General features: G+C 71.0%; 17 protein-coding genes. 12 read left to right on the top strand and 5 right to left on the bottom strand.

What is annotated here, in order from left to right:
• Positions 1–220: 220 nt before the first annotated feature.
• Positions 221–637, bottom strand: a complete 417-nt coding sequence (locus ACWGDE_RS14615; RefSeq protein ID WP_453389339.1) for a DUF3052 domain-containing protein — start codon at positions 635–637, stop codon at positions 221–223.
• Between the two features lie 296 nt (positions 638–933).
• Between ACWGDE_RS14615 and ku the strand changes: the two genes are divergently transcribed.
• From ku to ACWGDE_RS14635, 4 genes are all read left to right on the top strand, one after another.
• Positions 934–1944 (top strand): non-homologous end joining protein Ku, encoded by a 1011-nt coding sequence (gene ku / locus ACWGDE_RS14620; protein ID WP_453389340.1) that lies wholly within the window; start codon positions 934–936, stop codon positions 1942–1944.
• A gap of 309 nt (positions 1945–2253) precedes the next feature.
• The gene (locus ACWGDE_RS14625; RefSeq protein WP_453389341.1) at positions 2254–2481 is read left to right on the top strand and encodes a hypothetical protein; all 228 of its coding nucleotides are present in this window, start codon (positions 2254–2256) and stop codon (positions 2479–2481) included.
• On the top strand, positions 2466–3053 hold the full coding sequence (locus ACWGDE_RS14630) for a sigma-70 family RNA polymerase sigma factor (RefSeq protein WP_453389342.1): 588 nt from the start codon (positions 2466–2468) through the stop codon (positions 3051–3053). Before ACWGDE_RS14625 ends, ACWGDE_RS14630 begins: the two co-directional genes overlap by 16 nt.
• 845 nt (positions 3054–3898) lie before the next feature.
• Entirely contained in the window at positions 3899–4717 is an 819-nt protein-coding gene (locus ACWGDE_RS14635) for an IclR family transcriptional regulator (RefSeq protein ID WP_453389362.1), read from the top strand.
• Between the two features lie 348 nt (positions 4718–5065).
• Here ACWGDE_RS14635 and ACWGDE_RS14640 read toward each other — a convergent pair whose 3' ends face one another.
• Together ACWGDE_RS14640 and ACWGDE_RS14645 are read right to left on the bottom strand one after the other, a co-directional pair.
• A complete protein-coding gene (locus ACWGDE_RS14640; RefSeq protein WP_453389343.1) occupies positions 5066–5728 on the bottom strand; it encodes a uridine kinase family protein in 663 nt (220 codons plus the stop codon).
• Complete coding sequence (locus ACWGDE_RS14645) at positions 5725–7167, bottom strand: tetratricopeptide repeat protein (protein WP_453389344.1); 1443 nt, start codon at positions 7165–7167, stop codon at positions 5725–5727. The genes ACWGDE_RS14640 and ACWGDE_RS14645 overlap by 4 nt, the downstream gene beginning before the upstream one ends.
• Positions 7168–7485: 318 nt before the next feature.
• Here ACWGDE_RS14645 and ACWGDE_RS14650 point away from each other — a divergent pair, with 318 nt between their 5' ends.
• The 5 genes from ACWGDE_RS14650 to ACWGDE_RS14670 are packed head-to-tail and all read left to right on the top strand — an operon-like array spanning position 7486 to position 13455.
• Positions 7486–8679 (top strand): cytochrome P450, encoded by a 1194-nt coding sequence (locus tag ACWGDE_RS14650; protein ID WP_453389345.1) that lies wholly within the window; start codon positions 7486–7488, stop codon positions 8677–8679.
• Positions 8676–10073 carry a preATP grasp domain-containing protein gene (locus ACWGDE_RS14655; protein ID WP_453389346.1) on the top strand — a complete coding sequence of 466 codons (1398 nt, stop codon included), beginning with the start codon at positions 8676–8678 and terminating at the stop codon, positions 10071–10073. The genes ACWGDE_RS14650 and ACWGDE_RS14655 overlap by 4 nt, the downstream gene beginning before the upstream one ends.
• Before the next feature lie 13 nt (positions 10074–10086).
• Entirely contained in the window at positions 10087–11046 is a 960-nt protein-coding gene (locus ACWGDE_RS14660) for an aspartyl/asparaginyl beta-hydroxylase domain-containing protein (protein WP_453389347.1), read from the top strand.
• A 25-nt stretch (positions 11047–11071) separates the two neighbouring features.
• The gene (locus ACWGDE_RS14665) at positions 11072–12217 is read left to right on the top strand and encodes a glycine amidinotransferase (RefSeq protein ID WP_453389348.1); all 1146 of its coding nucleotides are present in this window, start codon (positions 11072–11074) and stop codon (positions 12215–12217) included.
• Entirely contained in the window at positions 12214–13455 is a 1242-nt protein-coding gene (locus tag ACWGDE_RS14670) for an ATP-grasp domain-containing protein (protein WP_453389349.1), read from the top strand. The genes ACWGDE_RS14665 and ACWGDE_RS14670 overlap by 4 nt, the downstream gene beginning before the upstream one ends.
• A 61-nt stretch (positions 13456–13516) precedes the next feature.
• On the opposite strand, the gene ACWGDE_RS14675 is transcribed toward ACWGDE_RS14670, so the two are convergent.
• Positions 13517–14503, bottom strand: a complete 987-nt coding sequence (locus ACWGDE_RS14675; protein ID WP_453389350.1) for a phosphotransferase family protein — start codon at positions 14501–14503, stop codon at positions 13517–13519.
• 151 nt (positions 14504–14654) lie between these two features.
• Between ACWGDE_RS14675 and ACWGDE_RS14680 the strand changes: the two genes are divergently transcribed.
• The 3 genes from ACWGDE_RS14680 (at position 14655) to ACWGDE_RS14690 (ending at position 16798) form a co-directional block, all read left to right on the top strand.
• A complete protein-coding gene (locus tag ACWGDE_RS14680; protein WP_453389351.1) occupies positions 14655–15179 on the top strand; it encodes a hypothetical protein in 525 nt (174 codons plus the stop codon).
• A 97-nt stretch (positions 15180–15276) separates the two neighbouring features.
• Entirely contained in the window at positions 15277–16071 is a 795-nt protein-coding gene (locus ACWGDE_RS14685; RefSeq protein ID WP_453389352.1) for a hypothetical protein, read from the top strand.
• A 148-nt stretch (positions 16072–16219) separates the two neighbouring features.
• Positions 16220–16798, top strand: a complete 579-nt coding sequence (locus ACWGDE_RS14690; RefSeq protein WP_453389353.1) for a hypothetical protein — start codon at positions 16220–16222, stop codon at positions 16796–16798.
• A 120-nt stretch (positions 16799–16918) separates the two neighbouring features.
• Here the strand turns inward: ACWGDE_RS14690 and ACWGDE_RS14695 are convergent, their stop codons facing one another.
• Positions 16919–19576 (bottom strand): ATP/GTP-binding protein, encoded by a 2658-nt coding sequence (locus tag ACWGDE_RS14695; RefSeq protein WP_453389354.1) that lies wholly within the window; start codon positions 19574–19576, stop codon positions 16919–16921.
• Between the last annotated feature and the right edge of the window lie 96 nt (positions 19577–19672).

The following is a 19672-nucleotide window of genomic DNA, read 5'->3' on the forward strand; positions in this document are numbered from 1 at the left end:
TCAGTCACAGCTGGTGTCCTGTGCCGCCGAAGATTGAGCGTTGTCACCGAAGGTTGGTGACTAGTGGGTTCGTGCCATCCAAGGCTGAGTGATCGGCGCCACTGGCGGTAACGAAGTGCAGCCCGCAGCGGATCAGCCCGTCGACCATGCGCGCAAGAAGGCGTCCAGCCCGACGCCTCGGACTGGACGCCTGCGTCCCTCGTGGGGCCGGCTCCGGCTGCTACCGCTTGGCCTTGGGGGTGGCCAGGCGAAGGCTGTTCCAGCCCGTGCCTGCGCTGGCAGAACCGACCTGCTGGAGGCCGGCCGTCACTGCGGCCTCCTGGATGTCTGAGGGCTCCGCATACCCGTCGCGTCCGGCCTTCGGTGTGAACAGCCAGATCAGGGCGCCGTCTTCGATCAGTGCCGTTGCGTCGACCAGGGCGTCAGCAAGATCGCCGTCCTCGTTACGGAACCAGACGATCACGGCATCGACGACATCGTCGTACTCCTCATCGACCAGGTCGGTGCCCGTCAGCTGTTCGATGGCCTCGCGAAGCTCTTGCTCCGTGTCGTCGTCGTAACCGAGTTCCTGGACGACCTGCCCCGGCTGGAAGCCCAGCCGGGCTGCCAGGTTGGTTCGTTCTTCCGTTGCGCTCATGACTACTCCTGTGGTCCGGACGCGACTATCGCGCGCTCCCATCCGTAGCCAATCAGACACGCAGCGTATCGACCCTGACTGTGATCGAACTCGGCGCACCGGACTCCCGATCAGCCTTCGCTGGCACGCGCTCAACGTTCGGTGACACGGGACAGCTGGGCGAGGGGAGGGAGGGTAGGTGACGAGTGCGGGTGCGGTCTGGCCATCCAGGCTGCGATGGGGCCGCACCCCGGCCAGCCCCCCATCAATGGGGTGCGTACGCAGACCTCGGGGCAAGAACGAGGGTGGTGGAGATCATGGCGCGTCCGGTGTGGGCGGGTGTTCTGAGCTTCGGGCTGGTCAGCCTGCCTGTGGGCTTGTACTCGGCGACCGACAGCCACACGGTCCACTTCCACCAGCTGCAGCGCGGCACCGCCGACCGGGTGCGCAATAAGCGGGTGAACGAGCGCACCGGTGAGGAGGTGCCCTTCGAGGACATCGTGAAGGGCTTCGACACCGGCGAGGAGTACGTCCTGGTCGAGCCCGCCGAGCTGGACGAGATCGCCCCTGGCCGCTCCCAGGCCCTGGAGATCACCACCTTCGTCGACCTGGACGAGGTCGAGCCGATCTTCTTCGACAAGACCTACTACCTGGGGCCGCGCGGCAAGGAGTACGCCAAGGTGTACGCGCTCCTGCAGAAGGCGCTCTCCACCGCGAACCGGGCCGGCGTCGCCACCTTCGTGATGCGAGGCCGCGAGTACCTCGTCGCCCTCAAGGCCGACGACGCCCTCGGGATCCTGACCGTCCACACCCTGCACTGGGCCGACGAGATCCGCGACCCCCGCAAGGAGATCCCCGACCTGCCCGGCGCCGTGAAGGTCTCCGAGAAGGAGCTGAAGATGGCCGAGCAGCTGGTCAGCGCCCTGGCCGCGGAGTGGGACCCCGAGAGCTTCCGAGACACCTTCCAGGAGAAGGTCACCGCGCTCATCGAGGCGAAGAAGGCCGGCGAGAGCGTCGAGAAGGCCGAGCCCCCGGCGAAGGCCACCGGCGCCGTCGACCTCATGGAGGCCCTGCGCGCCAGCGTCGAGCGGGCCCGCAGCCCGAAGGACCCCCGCGAGAAGGCCGCCACCCCTGCGAGCCCGCAGAAGAAGAAGGCGCCGCCCGCGAAGAAGCGCATCAGCTCGAAGGGTCCGTCCCTGCAGTCGCTGACGAAGGCCGAGCTCTACAAGAAGGCCGCGGCCGCCCACGTGCCCGGCCGCTCCTCCATGACCCACGACCAGCTCGTCGACGCGCTCGCGAACGGAAGAAGTCAGCGGAGCCGGACCTGATTCAGCGCTGGCGGGCGCGGGCCAGGCGAAACTTCGGACCGACACGAGCAAGGGTCCAGGCCGGTCGGGCGCGAGGCGGGCGGCGCCCTGAACTGGGACAACTGTGTGGGTGTGCGCGGGCGCATGGGGGCGTGCAAACAAGCGGATGCGCCCGCTCCAGAAAGTTTTTGAAATCTGCCTGAACGTTCGGGGGTTGTTTTCGATTGGCTGTGAATAGGAGCCGGTCCTTGAGCCGGCTCCCGGCTGCCGGACCTGGGGGGAGGCACGCCTGGACTCTCAACTGATCCGCTTGGAAGGACTCCCTTCGACGTGAACAGCACCGAGCCCCTCGTCCTGGCGCTGATAGCCGCGACTGCTGTCCGGGTGTTCGCACCCGATGTGGTGAGAGGTCTGCGGCGCCTGCTCGGCGCCGGTGTCCGGGTCGGCGCGGCCGAACTGTCCGCCAACCGTCCCGCGCACGCACACGTGGCCGTGCAGCGTGAGATGCCCGCCGTCAGCCTGGACGGGCCGGGGGAGCAGCCGTGGGGGAGTTCATGACCGACGCCGAGTACGACCCCTTCGGGGAGCAGGCCGTCTCCAGCGAGCTCGCCGGCGTCATGCCCGTGGAGTTCGTCGCCTTCCACTCGCAAAATCATCTCGCCTACCTCGAGTACGCCCACCTCGAACTCGGAGGCGAGGCCGCCGAGACGGTGGTGGAGGACGTCTTCACCTTCCTGCTGGAGGTCTGGCCCGATGCCCTGAAGGAAGCCAACCTCCAGGCGTTCGCCTGGGCCCAGCTCCGCGAGCACGTCGAGCGCTACCGAGCCCGCCAGGTTTTACCGGTCGCCCTGGTCGACACCGCCAAGTACGCGGCGCTGCGCCAGGGCTCACGCCGGAGACTTGAGCTGATCGAGTCCAGGTCGGGTGTGTACGAGGCGATCGCCGAGCTCCCCGACCGGCACTACGACGTGGTGCTGCTGACCTTCGTACTCGGCCTGGACACCCCGGAGGTCGCTCAGCGGATGGGTATCGCTGTGGGGACGGTGCGCTCCCACCTGCATACCGCGCGGCGCATGCTCGCGAAGAAGATCGGAATCGACTTGACTCCCGGAGAGGAGAAGGACCTGTGAACGACATGACCCGCCACGACGCGGAGGCCGGAAACGAACTGGACGAGGCTCTCGGGGACGCCGAGGTCTTCACCGACGAGTACGCCTCCTACGACGAGGACGCAGCCCGGCGCCGCATTGCTGGCAGGCTCGTAGCGGCCCGCCACAGCCGGGCCGTCACCTCGCCGCGGGCATCCGACGCCAGACTCGCCCTGTCGCCGGCGGGCCGGTCCAGTAGCCCGGCGGAGCGCAAGCTCGTCCTGGACGCGGCCTGCAATGTGCGGGCCGCTCGCACCCTGGACACCATGGCCCGCGCGCTGGTCGACAGCCCGGCCTTCACCCGTCTCGCGCTCGCCGCGGATGCCTGGCCCCACAGCCAGCCCTCAGCGCTCCTCTTCGCGAGCCTCCTGCACCTCTCCGGGAGGATGGAGGGCGCCCAGTTCTGGTTCCAGTACGCCGCAGGCGCCGGTTCCGACACCGCCGTCCAGGCCCTCTACCTGCTGCATCTCTCCCGGGCCGAGATCGCCACCGCCCGTCACTGGAACGACCAACCCTCCAGCCCCGACCCGAGCGAAGGCGTCCCACCGCTGCCCGACGTCGACGGCGTCGAGGACACGCTGCGGGCCTCGATCATCTGGACCTCCCCGCCGATCTCCACCACCAAGATCACTCCCACCCCGCTGTCCCACCCCCACCTGCGCAGCCTGCCCGACCCGATCCGCTACGCCCTCGACACCACCACCCCCCACGAGCATGACGAGCTCGGCGACATCTACACCCCCACGCCCCGCCTTGCCTCCGCCTTGGCCCGCTGGGCACGACTGGACCCCGCCGGGCTGGCCCCGGACGCCAAGCGCGGCGCCCGGATGGGTCGGCGGCCCAAGCGGCAGCAGCCGGTGAACACCCACCTGGAAGCAGCCCAGCGGGCTCTTCGGGTCCTGGAAGTCATCCACCGCCACACCAGCGGTGTCTCCCGCACGCAGATCGCCCGCGAGACCGGCCTGCCCCAGCTCTATCTGGCCCACGCCATCGAGCACCTCGTCCGCACCCAGCTCGCCACCCCAGTAGCCCACGGCGTCTACGCGGCCGGCACCTCCCTCAAGCTCGCCGAGACCGGTACAAACGGCGGGGCATTACTGCGGGAGACGCTCGCGTTCCTGCGCGACGAGGTCGGAGCCGCGGTCTACGTCGCCAGCTACACCGACGGCGAAATCTCCATCACCCAGTACGCCGACAGCCCCACCGCCCCCGCCGTCCACGAATGGGTCGACTTCCGCGAAGCCGCCCACGCCTCCGCCGTTGGCAAAGCCCTCCTGGTCCAGCTCGACGACGACGAGCGCCGCGAACACCTGAACCGCCACCGAATGGAGGCCTTCACCCCCCACACCATCACCAGCCCCGAAGTCCTCTTCAACGAACTCGACACCCGACACCCCGGCGAACCCCTCCTGGACCTCCAGGAATACGCCCTGGGCACCGTCTGCGCCGCCGTCCCCATCCGCACCGGCACCGAACCCGAATGCGTGGCGCTCTCCCTGCCCACACCGGACCCGCACAAGCTCCACCAGGCCGCCCGCGTCCTGCGCAACGAAGCGATCGCCGTCCTCCTGGCCCTCCTCGTCGGAGGCACAAGCACGACCCCGCCCAGCGAGCCCGGAGTTCCCTGCGCGGTGATACACCGATAGCCCGCAACATGCGCTGACCGCAACGGTGCAGGCCGCTACCCCGTGAGGGGCGGCGGCCCTGGTCAAGGTCACGTGTCAACGGCCACTCAGTTCTCCCCGGAGTGTGCAGTCACGGGTACACGAGGGCCGGGGCACGCCGAGTTCGCAGCGATGGAACGCGCGAAACGCGGGTGCAACAGCCCATGCAACAGACCTCAAAACGGCACCGTGTTGCATCTCTCACCTGCGGAAACATCGACCGGGAGGCGTTCCGGACCTGTCCAGCCTCATAGCTCCCTGCGGCCCCGCATCCAGCGCTCTGGTTCGGGGCCGCAGTGCATACGCGTCCGGCCTCGTTCCACGGGCCAGCTACGGAGCTGAGGTGTTCCGGCGCTGCTCGGTCAGGTGGGTCTGAAGCTCGGCGGCGAGCTCGGCGATCGTGCGAGTGCCGTCGAGGACAAGGTGTGCGTGCTCACGGGTGGGGGCGACGTGGCGGGTGTAGGAACGGTGGCTGGTGTCGTAGCCGAGGAGTCCGGGGGCCGGGTCCTGACCCTCCTGCAGTTTCCGGAGGGTTTTGCGGACGACCCGGATGTCGTCGGGGGTGTCGACGTACACGGTCAGCGTGGCGATGGCGGTGAGCTCGGGCAGGGCGAGCGCGAAGGTGCCCTCCACGATCACGAGCGGGGTCGTGGCGTGCTTGGCGAGCGCGATCTGGATCCGGGCGTTGTCGAGGGCACGTGGTTCGCTGAAGTCGACCAGCCTGCCCGGTTTCCCGTCGAGGCGGGGAACGCTCGGGGCCAGGCCGGGGTCGCTGTGGAAGCAGGAGTCCAGATGGACCAGGGCGGCGCCGGGCATGGTATTGGCCAAGGTGCGGGCGAGGGCGGTCTTGCCCGAGCCGGCTCCTCCGCCGATGAGCAGGATCCGGCAGCCGTGAGCCAGGTCCGCGGCAGAAGCGACCTCGTCCTGGCTCTGGCTGCCGCTGCTGCGGGCCGGTGTTGTACGAACGTCGCCTGCTGAGCGCGGCTTTGTCACGGGGTGGCGTTGCCTTGCTGGTCGATGAGGGGGGCCAGGACGCGGACCCGCTCGTGCAGTTCGGCGCCTGCGGCTGTCGGTGTGGAGGACAGCACGGAGTCGAGGCGGGCCAGGCGGGCGCGGGAGGTCGAGCGCAGCCGGGCCGGTGGGACGCGGTCAAGGACGTCGAGGGCGCGCTGCGCGGAGTCCGAGGGCTGGCCGGGGGCCTCGGCCTGAGCCAGGACGAGCGAGGCGGCCGCCCAGCCGGGCGTCGCAACCGTGCACTCGGCCACCGAGTTCTCGGCCGCGGTGGCCGCCCGGTCGCTGCGCCCGAGGGCGATGTTGGCTTCGGCGTCGTGGAGGGCGTATTCGGCTGCGTCGAATCCGAACCGGCCGGGCGCCCACCCTGTGGTGTCGGCCTCCAGTTCCCGGGCGGCGGCGGCAAGCGCCGCATCGGATTCGTGGTCCCGTCCGAGTCCGGCGAGGGAGGGGAGCTTGGCCCAGGCGTGCATCTGGGCGCGGACCAGGCCGGCGGGGGCGTGGGTGAGGGCGCGCTCGGCGTGTTGCAGTGCGATCTCGTAGCGGTTCTCGGCGCGGGCGACCATGCTCTGCGCGCCCAGCGACCAGGCGGCCAGCCGGGTGTCGCCGGACCGGGTGCCGTAGGCGGTGGCGGTGGAGAGGTGTGCGCGAGCACCGGCGTGGTCGCCGAGGTGGAAGGCGAGGTTGCCGAGCAGGGCGGAGAGCCAACCGACGCTGCGGTGCATCCCGGGCGCGACCGTCTCCGGTACGCGTCCGGTCAGGAGCGAGTCGGCGAGTAGGCCGCGGGCGCCGCGTACTTCTTCGAACAGGATGTAGGCAGGGTGGGTCGGGTAGGTGAGCGCGTAGTGCTCGACGGCAGCTTCGGCGAGGTCGACGACGGCGGTGCTGCCGTGGGGGTCGGTGAGCAGGGCGAGGTGGAGGGACTCGCGGACGGCCGGCAGGCCGGCGGCTGTGGTCATCTGCACCACCATTTCCCGTGCGGGAGGCTCGCACGCTTCGGTCTCGCTGCGACCGTATCGGATCACGGTCGCCAAGCCCCGGTCGTGCGTAAGGACTTCCTCGGGGAACCCCAGTCCGAGTTGCGCGGGCTGCGCTCCGTAGGCGCGGCAGAGCATCGCGATGTACTCGCGGTCCGGCCAGTCGCGGGGGTCGTGCTCCCAGCGGCACAGCATCGGGTCGGAGATCCCGCGCGGTAACAGACCCTCGGCAACGTAGAGGCCGCGGATCTGGGTGATGGTGTCGGCGCGGGACCAGCCCAGCGCGAGGCGCCAGGCTTCCAGGGCGGTGACCTCGGGCAGAGCGCAGCGGATCGCGGCGGCGGTCTGCGCGGTGTCGAGGCGCTCGATCTGGCAGCGCATCCGGATGCTGGCCGCTTCCTTCACGATCGTGGCGCGGCGTGAGCGAGTGACGGTGGCGGCCATGCGCAACCCCCGGTGATGAGGACGTCAGCTCACCCACGGTATCGGAGGGCTCTGACACCCGGGGAGAAGCCGGGATGGCCTGCTGTCCCATTGCGGGTCGGCCGCAATGTCCGGTCGCCAGGCGGTCAATGACTCCCCGCCAGGTCCTCGCCGAATCTGGTGATGCGGCCGGACCTCCGGTGCCGCGCCAGCCCAGAAGGGGGGTGACGGGCATGTCGTACGACCACTGATCCCCTTGCGCGGGGGCCGGGCCGGGGAGTACCCGGCCCGGCCCCAATCCGGCCGACCCGCCCGATGTACTGCCTCCGGGAGGAGCTGATGGTGCCGACGCTCACCTACGACCCCCTCGACCCTGACACGCTCGCCGACCCGTACCCGGTGCTGGCCCGTCTGCGAGAGCAGACGCCGGTGTTCTGGCACGAGGGCATGCGCTCCTGGGCGCTCACCCGCTACGCGGACTGCGTCGCCGTTCTGCGCGACCACCAGCAATTCGCCCGCGACCCGCGGCGCACAGGATCCGAGGTGCCCGAGGCGAGCCTGAGCGTGCAGGTCCTCGACCCGCCCGACCAGGCCGAGATCCGGACCCTCTTCCTCGCCGCCCTCCACGCCCAAGACCTCACCGCCGTCGAGGACCGGGCCCGCCGACGGGCCGCCGGACTCCTGGACGACCTCGCCGACCGCGACCGCTTCGACGTGATGGCCGACCTGGCCGCGCCGCTCGCCGTCGCCGTGATCGCCGACCTCCTAGGCGTCGAGGAGCCCGAGCCGGCCGAGTTCGCCGCCGTCTCGGACGCCATCATGCGCTCCATGGACGGCGGCCTGGACCCGTCACTGGTAGAGCCGGGCCGCATCGCCCGCCAGCAGCTCTCCGAGATGGTCGCCGCCTGGTTCGCCGCCGGTCCCCGGCCCGGACTCCTCGCGCACGTCCGCGCTCACACACCGGCCGGCGATCTGGAGGCGGAGCTGTACGTACGCAACACCGCGCGGGTGATGTTCCAGGGCGGCTACAGCACGATGGTCGCGGCGATCGGCAACGCCGCCTACACCCTCCTGCAGCACCCGGACGCCCAGGACCGGCTCCGCCGCGATTCCGGTCTGCTGGCGACGGCCGTCGACGAGCTCGTGCGGTTCGACGGGCCGGTCCAGGGCACCAGCCGCACGGCCACCACGGCCTGCGAGCTCGCCAGGATCCCGATCGCTGCCGGCGAGAAGGTGGTGCTGCTCTTCGCCGCCGCCAACCACGACCCCGCGCAGTTCGCCCAGCCCGACAGCCTGCTGCTGGACCGGCCGGTCAACCGGCACCTGGGCTTCGGGTGGGGCACCCACTCCTGCATCGGCACCCGGCCCGCGCAGGCCGCCCTCCGCGCCCTGCTGTCCGCGTTCCTCGCTCACCCGGCGCCGCTGCGTACGGCTGGTGGGGCGCGGCGGCGCCGCACCGCGACGATGCGGACCTTCGAAGCCCTCCCAGCCGCCCTCCGCGAACTGTCCACCCCACCTGGGAGTACCCGTTGAGGATCCTGATCGGCAACCACATCGACCCCGCGATCCGCGAACGCTCCGACATGCGCGCCTGGACCCAGCGCCTGGCCTGGTTCGCGCGCCCCGGCGACGTGCTGATCCTGTGCACCGCACCCGACCCGGCCTTCCTCGCCCATGTTCTGGCGCTCACCGGTGTCGAGGAGAAGACCATCACCGTGCTGGTGGCCCCGCCCGGCCAGTACGAGGGGATGCTCCTGGACCCCGCCTCCCTGACCGACCCCGGCTTCCTCGACACGGTCCGCGACGTTCTCGGCCCGGCCGGATCTGACGTGGTCCAGGAGCTGTTCGCGCTGTGGCCGTCCGCGGCCGTTGCCCGCTTCGCCGCCGAACTGGGCATCGCCGACCGCTTCCCCGGCGCCGCGTACTTCGCGCAGGGCGGCGGGGAGATCGGCAACAACAAGGCCAACTTCCGGGCCATCGCCGCCGCGGCCGGCGTCCCGCTGGTCCCCGGCGAGGTATGCCGCTCACAGGCCGAGGCCGTCGCCGCCACCGCCCGACTCCTGGGCCAGGCGCCCGCGCTCGTCGTCCAGCAGGCCCACAACGGGGCCGGCGTCGGCAACCAGATCCTTATCCCCGACGGAGCCAGCCTCGCCACCGGCCACGTCGGTGCCCGCCACCTCCACCACCTCGCCCCGGGACCGCACGGCATCACCGTCTACTGGGACGAGCGCTGGAACTGGGCCAGCAACGGCGGCCGCCACACGGTGGTGATTGCCGCCTTCATGCCGGACGCGGACGCCGTCTACTCCGAGCACTACGCCGACGACTCCGGCGCCCACCCCACGGAACAGGGCCGCCTGCACTACGTCGGGCGCCGCCTGTCCCACCAGACCGTCCCTCTCCAGGGCGCCGACCCGCTCCTCCACACCCGCCTCGTCGACGGCGGCACCCGCCTCGCGCAGGCGTACCGGGCACTGGGCTACCGCGGGCACCTGTCCGCCGACGCCATCACCACCCCTGACGGCCGGATCTTCTTCACCGAGGTCAACGCCCAGGTCTCTGGTTCCCTGCACATCTACCAGGTCATCGCCCACCGCATCGTCGACACCGCCGCCTTCCCGGCCCGCGCGGTCGTCGAGTACCACGTCCCCCCGACCTGGCACGTTCCCGACGCCGACGCCTTCGACCACGCGCTCGCCAAGCTCGGCTGCGCCTGGAACCCGGACACCCGCACCGGAGTGATCGTCTCCATGCCCATCACCCCGAGCCCGGCCGGCGCCCAGTTCGTGTTCTGCCTCGCCTACGACCCCGCCACCGGCCACCACGAGGTCTTCGACCGGCTCGACGCCCACTTCGCGACCATCCCGGCCGGCACCTACGACCCCGCCGAACACATCGGCGCCCCCGACACCGCCTTCTCCTCCTGAACGGAGTCCCGCCATGACCACCACGCCCGTCCTGCCCGCCGCGGCCGCCCGCCTGTCCACCACCCTCGACGCGGAGCGCCTGGCCGCCGAGCTCCAGCAGGTGACCGGCCACGCCTGGAAGCTCCAGCAGGGCCGCGCCCCCGGCGGCCAGCTCGGTACCGTCACCGACATCGACTGGAGGGTCCTGCCCCTGCGCGCGCCGAACGGCGACGCCGAGCGCACCGACCCCGGCGGCCCGGGCCCCGACACCTACGCGCCGACCGGCTGGCTGGAGCGCATGCCCTACCTCGCCGAAGTGATCGACCAGATCCCCGCCCCGCTGAACGCCGCCCGCCTCATGGCGCTCGGACCCGGCGCGGCCGGCGAGCGGCACTGCGACCCCAAGTACGCCCTGGCTCGCGGCTGCGCTCGCCTCCATATCCCGATCACCACCAACCCCGATGCGATCCTGCTCCTGGACGGCGTCGAGCACTGCTGGCAGCCCGGCGAGTTCTGGTACGGCGACTTCTCCCGTGAGCACGCCGTCCGCAACCTCGGCAAAACCACCCGCGTCCACGCCATCATCGACGTCCTGTTCACCGCCGAGCTCGCCACCCTGCTCCCTACCGACTGGCAGGCCCGCCTCGAGGACACCGACGTCCTCATCAACCGCCCCACCCCGGCCGCCACCGAACCCCTTCCGCTGCCGGCGAGGTACGAGGTGCTGCTCCCGGCCGGGTTCACCGACTTCAGCCGCGACGACCAGGTCCTCGACGGCCCCCCGCTCCCCGCCCGCCTCCACCACGACGGCGACCGGCTGATGCTCTCGGCCGGCGGCTGGGACTTCGCCCTGCTGCCCGTCGGCGACGGCGAGTACCGCTTCTGCGCCTGGAGCGAGCAGCGCACCCTCGCCCCCACCCCTGACGGAGTCCGCCTTCACTTCCGGCGCGGCCGCCACCACACCGCCCAGCACTTTCCCGTCCCCACCCGCTGACTGACCCGCCCGCGAGGAGCACCAGATGAGGCTGCACAGCCACGACGACTTCACCCCGCTGCGCGAGGTCATCGTCGGATCCGCCGTCAACTACACCGGCCACGACCGCGACGTGTCCTTCGAGCTGTTCCACCACGAGAACATCACCGGCTTCCGATCCGACTGGGCTTACCCCCGCCTCACCAGCACCCGAGGCGGCAGCCCCGAGCAGTGGACGATCAGCCGCCGCTACGCCGAGGAACTCGCCGAGGACGTGGAAGACCTGGCCGCCACCCTGGCCGGGCTCGGCGTCACGGTGCACCGGCCGCTCCACCTGCCGCCCGACTCGGCCCCAATCGCCGGACTGGGGTGGTCCGCGCCGCCGGTGCCCGCGCTCAACATCCGCGACAACACCCTCATCCTCGGCGAGGAGATCATCGAGACCCCGCCCGCGATCCGCGCCCGCTACCTGGAGACCCGCCTCCTGGGACAGGTATTCACCGGCTACTGGAAGGCCGGCGCGCGCTGGACGACCATGCCCCGCCCCACCCTCACCGACGCCTCCTTCGACCTGTCCTACGCCCGCGACAGCGCCACCACGCTCGGCGGGCCCACCGAACCGATCGCCGACCCGCAGCCCAGCCCCTACGACGTCGGCTTCGAGATGATGCTCGACGGGGCGCAGGTCCTGCGCCTGGGCCGCGACCTCCTCGTCAACATCGCCCAGCACAACCACACCCTGGGCGTCGACTGGCTGGAGCAGCACCTGGCCGGCCGCTACCGCATCCACCGCGTGCACCGCATGGCCGACAACCACATCGACTCCATGCTCCTGGCCCTGCGCCCCGGGGTGTTCCTCGCCCGCCACGACGGCATCCGCGACCTGCTCCCCGAGCCGCTGCAGAGGTGGAAGTTCATCGTCCCGCCCCAGCCCGACCCCGGTGCCTTCCCCGTCTACGACGACACCGACCTCGTCCTGACCAGCCCCTACATCGACCTCAACGTCCTGTCCGTCGACGAGGCAACCGTCCTGGTCAACCAGGACTGCACCGGCCTGATCAAGACCCTGGAAGCCGAAGGCTTTACCGTGGTGCCCGTACGCCACCGTCACCGGCGGCTGTTCGGCGGCGGCTTCCACTGCTTCACCCTCGACACCCACCGCGACGGCGCCTGCGAGGACTACCTCGGATGACCGGACAGGTCATCCTGCTGCTGGAGGCGGCCGGCCCCGAGGCCGGACACATCATCCGCGCGGCGGCCGCCTCCGGCCACCAGGTCCACGCGGTCACAACGAAAGCCGCTCACGCCGGGTACCCGCCCGAGCTCCGCGGTCTGCTCGCGGGCGTGCTGCTCACCGACTTCGCCGAGCCTGGCCGCGCCTTGGCCGACGTCGTGACCTACGCACGGCGTACCGGGGCGGCCGCGGTCTTGACGGTCAACGAGTACCTCACCGAACTCGCCGCTCACGCCTGCGCCGCGCTCGGCCTGCCCGGCAACGACTCCGTCCTCGCGCCCGCAGCCCGCAACAAGGTCGCGATGGCCGCCGCCTTCACCCGCGCCGGCGTCACCGCACCCCGCACGGACACCACCAGCACCCTCAGCGGCTTCCAGCAGCTTCTGGCCGCACGGCTTGGACCAGACTCGTCGGTCGTCGTGAAGCCGGCCGACGCCGCTGGCTCCGCGGGCGTCACCGTCCTCACCAGCCTGCAGGGCGCGGCCCAGGCGTGGGAGGCGGCCCGCGCCCCGGCCGCGATGTACGGGATACGCAGGGACGAGCGGGTCGTGGTCCAGCAGTACGTGGCGGGCGCCGAGTACAGCGTGGAGTCCCTCACCCAGCACGGCCGCACCACCCACCTGGCCATCACCGCGAAGACCACCACCCTCGGAGCACACCGTGCCGAGGCCGGCCACGCACTTCCCGCCGAACTCCCCGGTCCGCTCACCGCCGCCATCCAGGCCGAGGCCGCGCGGGCGATCGAAGCCGTCGGCATCCGCAATGGCGCCTCCCACACCGAAATCATCGTCACCGCCGCCGGACGCCCGTACGTGATCGAGATCGGTGCCCGCCTCGGCGCCGGCCACATCGGCGAGCTCATCCACCATGCACTGGGCATCGACCCCTGGAACGCCCTCCTCGACACCGCACTCGGCTGGCGCACCAGCCCGGCGGCGACCCGCTCCGGCTACGCCACCGTCCGTTTTCTGACGAGCCCGGCCAGTGGGCGCCTCCAGCACATCGCCGGACTGCCGCAGCCCGCACCGGGCGTTCCCACGGTCCGTGTCCGGGCGCGGCCCGGCGACCTGGTGGGCCCGCTGGCGACCAATGCCGGCCGCCTGGGCGCCGTCGTCGTCACCGGCACGGACCGGGCCGAGGTCGAAGCACGTGCGGACCGCCTCACGGCCCTGATCCGTATCAACATCGCTCCCTGAACGACGCACGTGGGAAGGGGCACCGCGCCGACGCGGTGCCCCTTCCCACGTGCGTGTGGCATCAGCCCAGGCGGGCCAGGATGGCGGCCATGTCCTGGTAGCTGGCCTGGACGCCGGGAGCGTTGCCCAGGCGGTGGCGCTCCAGCCGGATCGCGCCGAGGTGGCGGGCCTCATACACCTGCCGACGGAACTCGGCGGCGGAGGAGGAGGCCGGGGCGCCGTACGTATCGAAGAAGGCGAGGCGCTCGTCCTGCTTCGCGCGGGCCATGCGCAGAGTCCAGTCGGCGTCCGGATCCCCCCACCAGGTGCGGTCCATATCCAGGACCCCGGTGATGGTCGGGACCGGAGCGGCGGTCGCCAGCATGGTGTTGACCGTCCACAGGTCCCCGGTGAGCAGGCTCGGCTCGTCGATCTCGTCGAGGACCGCGGACTCGTGCCCGGCGATGTCGGCAATCTTGCGGAGGTCGGCGGCGTCCAGACCCGCGTTGTCGAGGTCTGACGCGATGTCCTGGAGGGAGGCGTGCACCGCCTCGCTCCACCGCCCGTAGGCGGGGCCAGCCACGGGGCCGAAGTGCGGGCCGCGGACGGCATGCACGGTCGCGGTGATCTCGCCCATCTGCCGGAAGAACGCCGGGAACGTGTCGCGTGGGTAGGAGCTGAGCAGATCGGGGGCTGCGGTCCCGGGGAGGAACGACTGCATCATCCAGTCCCGTCCGATCACCTCGTGTGACCAGTCCGCCGCCAGTACCCGGGGCATCAGCGGGGCGATCGGGGCCAGCCAGGGCACGGAGGCGTACTCGTTGCGCATCAGCTCCCGCTCCGAGTGGAACTGCAGCCCCGGCTCCGGCGCGATGCGCAGCACGACCGGCTCTTCACGGCCAGCAACATCGAGGCGGTAGGTGGTGTTGTACATGCCTCCACCGAGCTCGACCGCCTTCAGGACCTCAGTGTCAGCGCCGAAGGCACGGCGGCAGACTGCCTGGAGCCGGTCAGGAGGGACGGCCTTCTGGAAGGCATCGTCAGGGCGCTGAATCTCAAGCAGGTCCATCGAACTCCCCTTGGACAGAGCACGTCGCCGTACGACCGTACCGCGCAGGCGAGAACCATCCGCCAGTTTCACGAAATTGGCCAATCTCGTGAAACTCACCCAGATCGTAAAGCAGTCATGGTTTCATCAGAGTTGATGAAGGGGGTCACGCATGTCAGAGACCGAGGGCACGCCTCGCGCCTTGCGCATCAGCTTTGAGTTCCGCGTCCCAAGGGCCGTTCGTCGCAACATCCACGGAACCAAGATCGACAAGGCGCTGAACACCATCACCGAGCGGGTGCTGGAGCTGGCGGGCGAGGTCTTCCCCGCCGCGGACCGCGCCGTCGTCAGCGGAGAGTGGATCTACGACTGGACCAACTGGCGCCGTGAGTACGCCCTGGGCGAGGGCAAGCCCCGACTCGTCGCGGAGCCAGAAGAAGACGACGACGAGGGACCCGGCACACCGCGGGCACTGCGGATCAGCTTCGAGTTCGAAGTCCCGCCGGGCTTCCGAAGCATTCGCAGCACTGAATTCACCAGGGCTCTGGACACCATCACCGAGCGGGTCCTTGGACTGGCCGAGGGCCTGTTCCCCTGGGCGATCAAGGCGGTGATGCGCAAGCAGTGGCTCTACAACTGGACCGACTACCCAGACGAGCGCCCCCTGGCCAGCAACGAGTTCAACACCCCCGAGTAGCGGCGGTCGTCGACGCCGACGGCCGCGTCCACCGGCGGGGCCCCCGCCTGACCTCGGCTCCGGCGAGGTCTACCAGGCCGCCAAGACCGAACTCCGCATGATCACCAAGACCCTCAACCGCCGCTCCTACACCGAGGAAGTCGGCCGCCGCCTCTACGCGGCGGCCGCCGAGGCTTCCCGGATCTGCGGCTGGACCGCCTACGACTCCGGCTTCCACGCGGATGCCGAACGCCACTACGTCACCGCGCTCCGTGCGGCCGCGAGCGCCGGTTACCGGATCATCGGTGCGAACACCCTCGCGTTCTGGGCCATCCAGCGCTACAGCACCGGCGACCCCCACGGCGCCCAGCACCTGGTGGAGACCGCCCTCGGTGCCGCTCCCGCGATCGGGTCGCCCCGGATGACCGCGATGCTCCACGCCCGTTCCGCCCGCGCCTACGCCCGAGCTGGCGACCGCCGCTCCAGCGAGCGCGCCGTCGGCGCCTCGTTCGACTCCTACGACCGGATCGACAGCTCCTCCGCCGAGCCCGACTGCACCTACTGGGTCAACCGCGGCGAACTTCACCAGCTCGCCGGCTCCAGCGCCCTCAACCTCTCCAACCCCGCCCAGGCCCTGACCCACTTCCGCGCCGCCGGTGCCGCGCAGAACAGCGACGCGTACGACGGCGCGGCCTTCCCCCGGGGCGCGGCCATCTACCTCGCCCGCGAAGCCGAAGCCGAACTCGCCCTCGGCGACGTCGACGCCGCCCTCAACAGCGCCCACCAGGCCATCGAGCACATGGGCGGCGTCACCTCCGCACGCGGCACCAGCACCCTGAAAGACCTCCGCACCCAGCTCTCCACACGCCGGACGATCCCCGCGGTCCGCGACTTCCTCACGGCTACCGCCTGAACACCGTCCCCACGCTTTCGGGTGTTCCTTGCTCGGCCACCACCGCGCTTCGGCATGCTGATGAAGCTGCGATCGCGCGGACTCGTGCCTTCGGGCGTGGTGCTCGGCGGGCGATGTCCCGCCAGCCGAACAACAGGAGGAGCACGCCATGGGGTGGAAGTCGGAGGAGTTCGGGCCGTCGCACGAGGGCTGGACGGGAGCGCTTCTCGACGACGGGAGCGAGCCGGGCCCGGTCTACCTGGATCCCGGAAGCGGCGCCGACTTCCACGAGACCCGCGAGTGGTGGGCCTACAGCGGGATCCTGAACCGGCCGCGGGCGGCCCAGGCCCGGGCGGCGTGCGCGTGCGGCTGGCGGGGAACCACGACCTACCCCATCGACTGGACGACGGTGGACACCGCCAGCCTCTACGAGCCGGTCATTGACGGCCCCGAAGACGACTGGGAACACCACATCGCCGACGTCGAATCCCGAACCGTGCCCCTGCCTACCGAGCTCGCCGCCCTCCTGGAGCTCGTCGAGGACCACCTCCTCAACCTGGCCAACGACGCCCCGCTCGCCGCGCTCCGGGCCGTAGCTGCCCTGGAGCGCACGACCCGACAGGCAGCCAGGACCGCCGCCTACCACGCCAAGGACGACGAGCTCACCGCAGAAGCGATCGGAACCGGCCTCGGACTGTCCCCCGACAAGGCCGACTCACGCCTGACCCACTACGCGCTCCGCCACTGACCTCTCCGTACGGCAAGCGGACCGACACTGTGGTCCTTGGACCGCTGCCGGCCAGCCTGATCTTCACGCCGAGCTGAGACCGGCGCGCTGGTGAGCAACAGATCGGGCAGGGCCGCCCGGTCACCGGCGCCTGCAGTACTCCTGCCGCGCCCGGACGAGGGCGTGCCATCGGGAACGGACCTGCTCCTCGTCGTCGACCCACCGTGTAGTGGAGCCCGCGGGGCGGGGTAGGCCGGCCATGAAGCGGGCGATGTCGCAGAAGTAGGCGAAGTCGCCGGTGGCGGTCAGGGTGTGAAGGCGGTCGATGGTGGCGGTCAGCTCCTGGTCCTCTTCGCGGACGGCGTGGTGGAAGGCGAGTGCGAGCTCCACGAACCGGTGGAGGAAGGGGAGACCGGCGCTGTCGATGTCGGCGTGCAGGGCCTGGGCGCGGTCGGTGACGCCGACGGTCCCCGCGTCCTTGACCAAGCCGGCGATCGATGCGAGGAGGGTGTTGGAGCGTTGGTCGAGGCCCTCGAGGAGTTGGTGGGCGAGCGCGAGTTCCTCGTCGGCCCGTACGGGATCAGCGAAGGACAGGGCGAGGGCGAGGCGGACCTGCATCATGGCGCGCTCGCCGGCCACACTCCGCTCTTCGGCTTCCGCGCGGCCAGCTTCGAAGGCGGCGACGGCCTGGCCGGTGTCGGCGTGGGACCAGTGGATGTCGCCCAGGACGCGGTGGTGGCGGCCCTTCCACCCCAGAGTGGGCACGGCGGCCAGGGCGGCGGGGAAGTCGCCGGCGAGTCGGGACAGGTTGGCCAGGCCACGTCGGGCCTTGGGTGCGAGGCGGCCGTCGGCCTCGGCGACCTGCCGCATTCCGGCCCGGGCGGCGGTGCCCCGGTCGAGATCCTTGTACGCCTTCGCCCGGTAGTACAGGGCGAGTTCGGTGAGGCCGGCGGACAGCAGTCCGGAGTCCAGTACCTCGCTCAGCCGCTCCACCGTGCGTTGGCGGTGCTCGCGCTGGCGCCGGGTGATCGCGGTGAGGAGCTCGGCCAGGGCGTCCGCGGGCGTGTCCGGGGCGCCGGTGCTGTCGGCGGGGAGGGTGAGGGGCTCCCAGACGGAGTCGTCGGTGTAGTCGAAGGCAGCGGCGGTGAGCCACCCCAGGTCGGTGAGGCGGTGGTCGCGGGCCAGGCGCAGGCCCTGGCGCAGGCACGCCACCAGCAGCATCCGGCTGGGGGCCTGGGCGGTGGCCGTCGTCCACTGTTCGCCGAGGGCGGCCAGCGCGCGGGTCGCGGCCTGGTGCCAGTCGGTGTCCGTCCAGCGGTCCTCGTTGTGGGTGTCCTCGCGTACGGCCGTGCGGATCGCCCGGTGCAGGTGGTAGGGCCACAGTGCGTACGGGTTCTCGGCGATCAGGGGGCGCTCGGTGAGGCGGCGGGCGGTGGCCTGCTGGGTGAGGCCGGCGGCCCGGGTGGCCAGGTCCAGATCCCAGGCGTCCAGCAGGGAGATGCTGCGCAGAACGTGTCGTTCCTCGGGGGTGAGGTCGGACATGACGCGGGCCAGGAGCGCGGGGAAGCTGCAGTCGAAGTCGACGGGGGTGGGGGTGCGGCCGCTACGGCGGATCTCCAGAAAACGAGAGACCGCGAGGTCCAGGTGCAGCGGCAGACCGTGGGAACGAGCGGTGATCGCCGCGCGGATCCTGCTGCCGATGAGCGGGTGGCCGCCCTGGACCAGCCGTTGCGAGAGGTACGCCTCACAATCCTCGGGGGACAGGTCGCCGATCAGATGCTGCCGTCCGGACCCCGCGATGTGCCTGGGCTGCGGCACGGCGGGAGCGGCCAGGCCGGGCCAGGCGCTGGGGCCGGTCCAGTCGAGCGCACCGTGGAGAGCCGGGTCGGCCCACTGCAGGCGGCTGCGCCCGGCAAGGACGAAGAACGCGTTCGGCATGAGCCAGACTAGGCGCTGCAGGAGCCGTTCCAGGTCCCGGTGGCGGTCGGCGGTGTCCTCGAAGGTGTCCAGCAGGATCACCGGGGTCACCTGCTTTTTCGCGGGCAGCTGGGCCAGGTCCCAGGCCAGCAGGTGCGGGTAGTACGACAAGCTCTCCAGGTCCGGGGTGGCCTCCAGGAGGGCCGCGGTGCGTGCGGCGCCCGCGAGGGCCTGGGCGCGGTCGTGGCGTTCGCGCAGTGCGGTGACCAGGGCGGAGGTGACCTGTCCGGCAGCGGAGCCGATCAGACCGGGCAGCTGCAGGGCCGCCGCGATCTCCCCGACGCCGGCCTGGAGCTGGCCGGGCAACAGGTTGGTGACCTTGCCCGCGATCCCGGTGCGCCGGATGTACTCGTCGAGGAGCTCGCCGGGGTGGACGGCTTCCCAGTAGTTGCGCAGGGCCACGTCGAAGGACGGCAAGGTCCGCCCGAGCGCTCCTGCAAGCGCGAGGCGGATCGTCAGCAGGACGCGCTCGTAGTCGGATCCGGTCGATGCCGAGCGCGACAGGTCGATCCGGATCGGCAGGAGCCGCTGGGTCCAGGACGGCGCACCCCACTGGACGGGCCGGTCCTCGGCCGCGGCCAGGGCGGCCTCGATCTTGCGGAGCAGCGTGGACTTCCCGGCACCGCCCACGCCGTGGAGCATGATCACATTCGTTCGGGGGGATTCGAGATCCTCGACGTCGAAACTGGGCCTGGCCACGCGCTGCAGGTGCTCGCCGAGCGCGGCCGCGACCGCCGCCCACTGGGACTGGCGGTCGGTGAACGCCTCCACCGCGTCGTACTCCGGGTTGTTGGAGCTGAATAGCGCACGAAGGTCGGCCACGGTCGGTCCCCCCAGAATGATCATCGGCGGTATCAACCGTATGTCCTGGGGCGTGGGGTGTGGCCACCTTTCGCAACGCAGGCGTCGCTTCCCCAT

The organism is Streptomyces sp. NPDC054956, assembly GCF_053609185.1.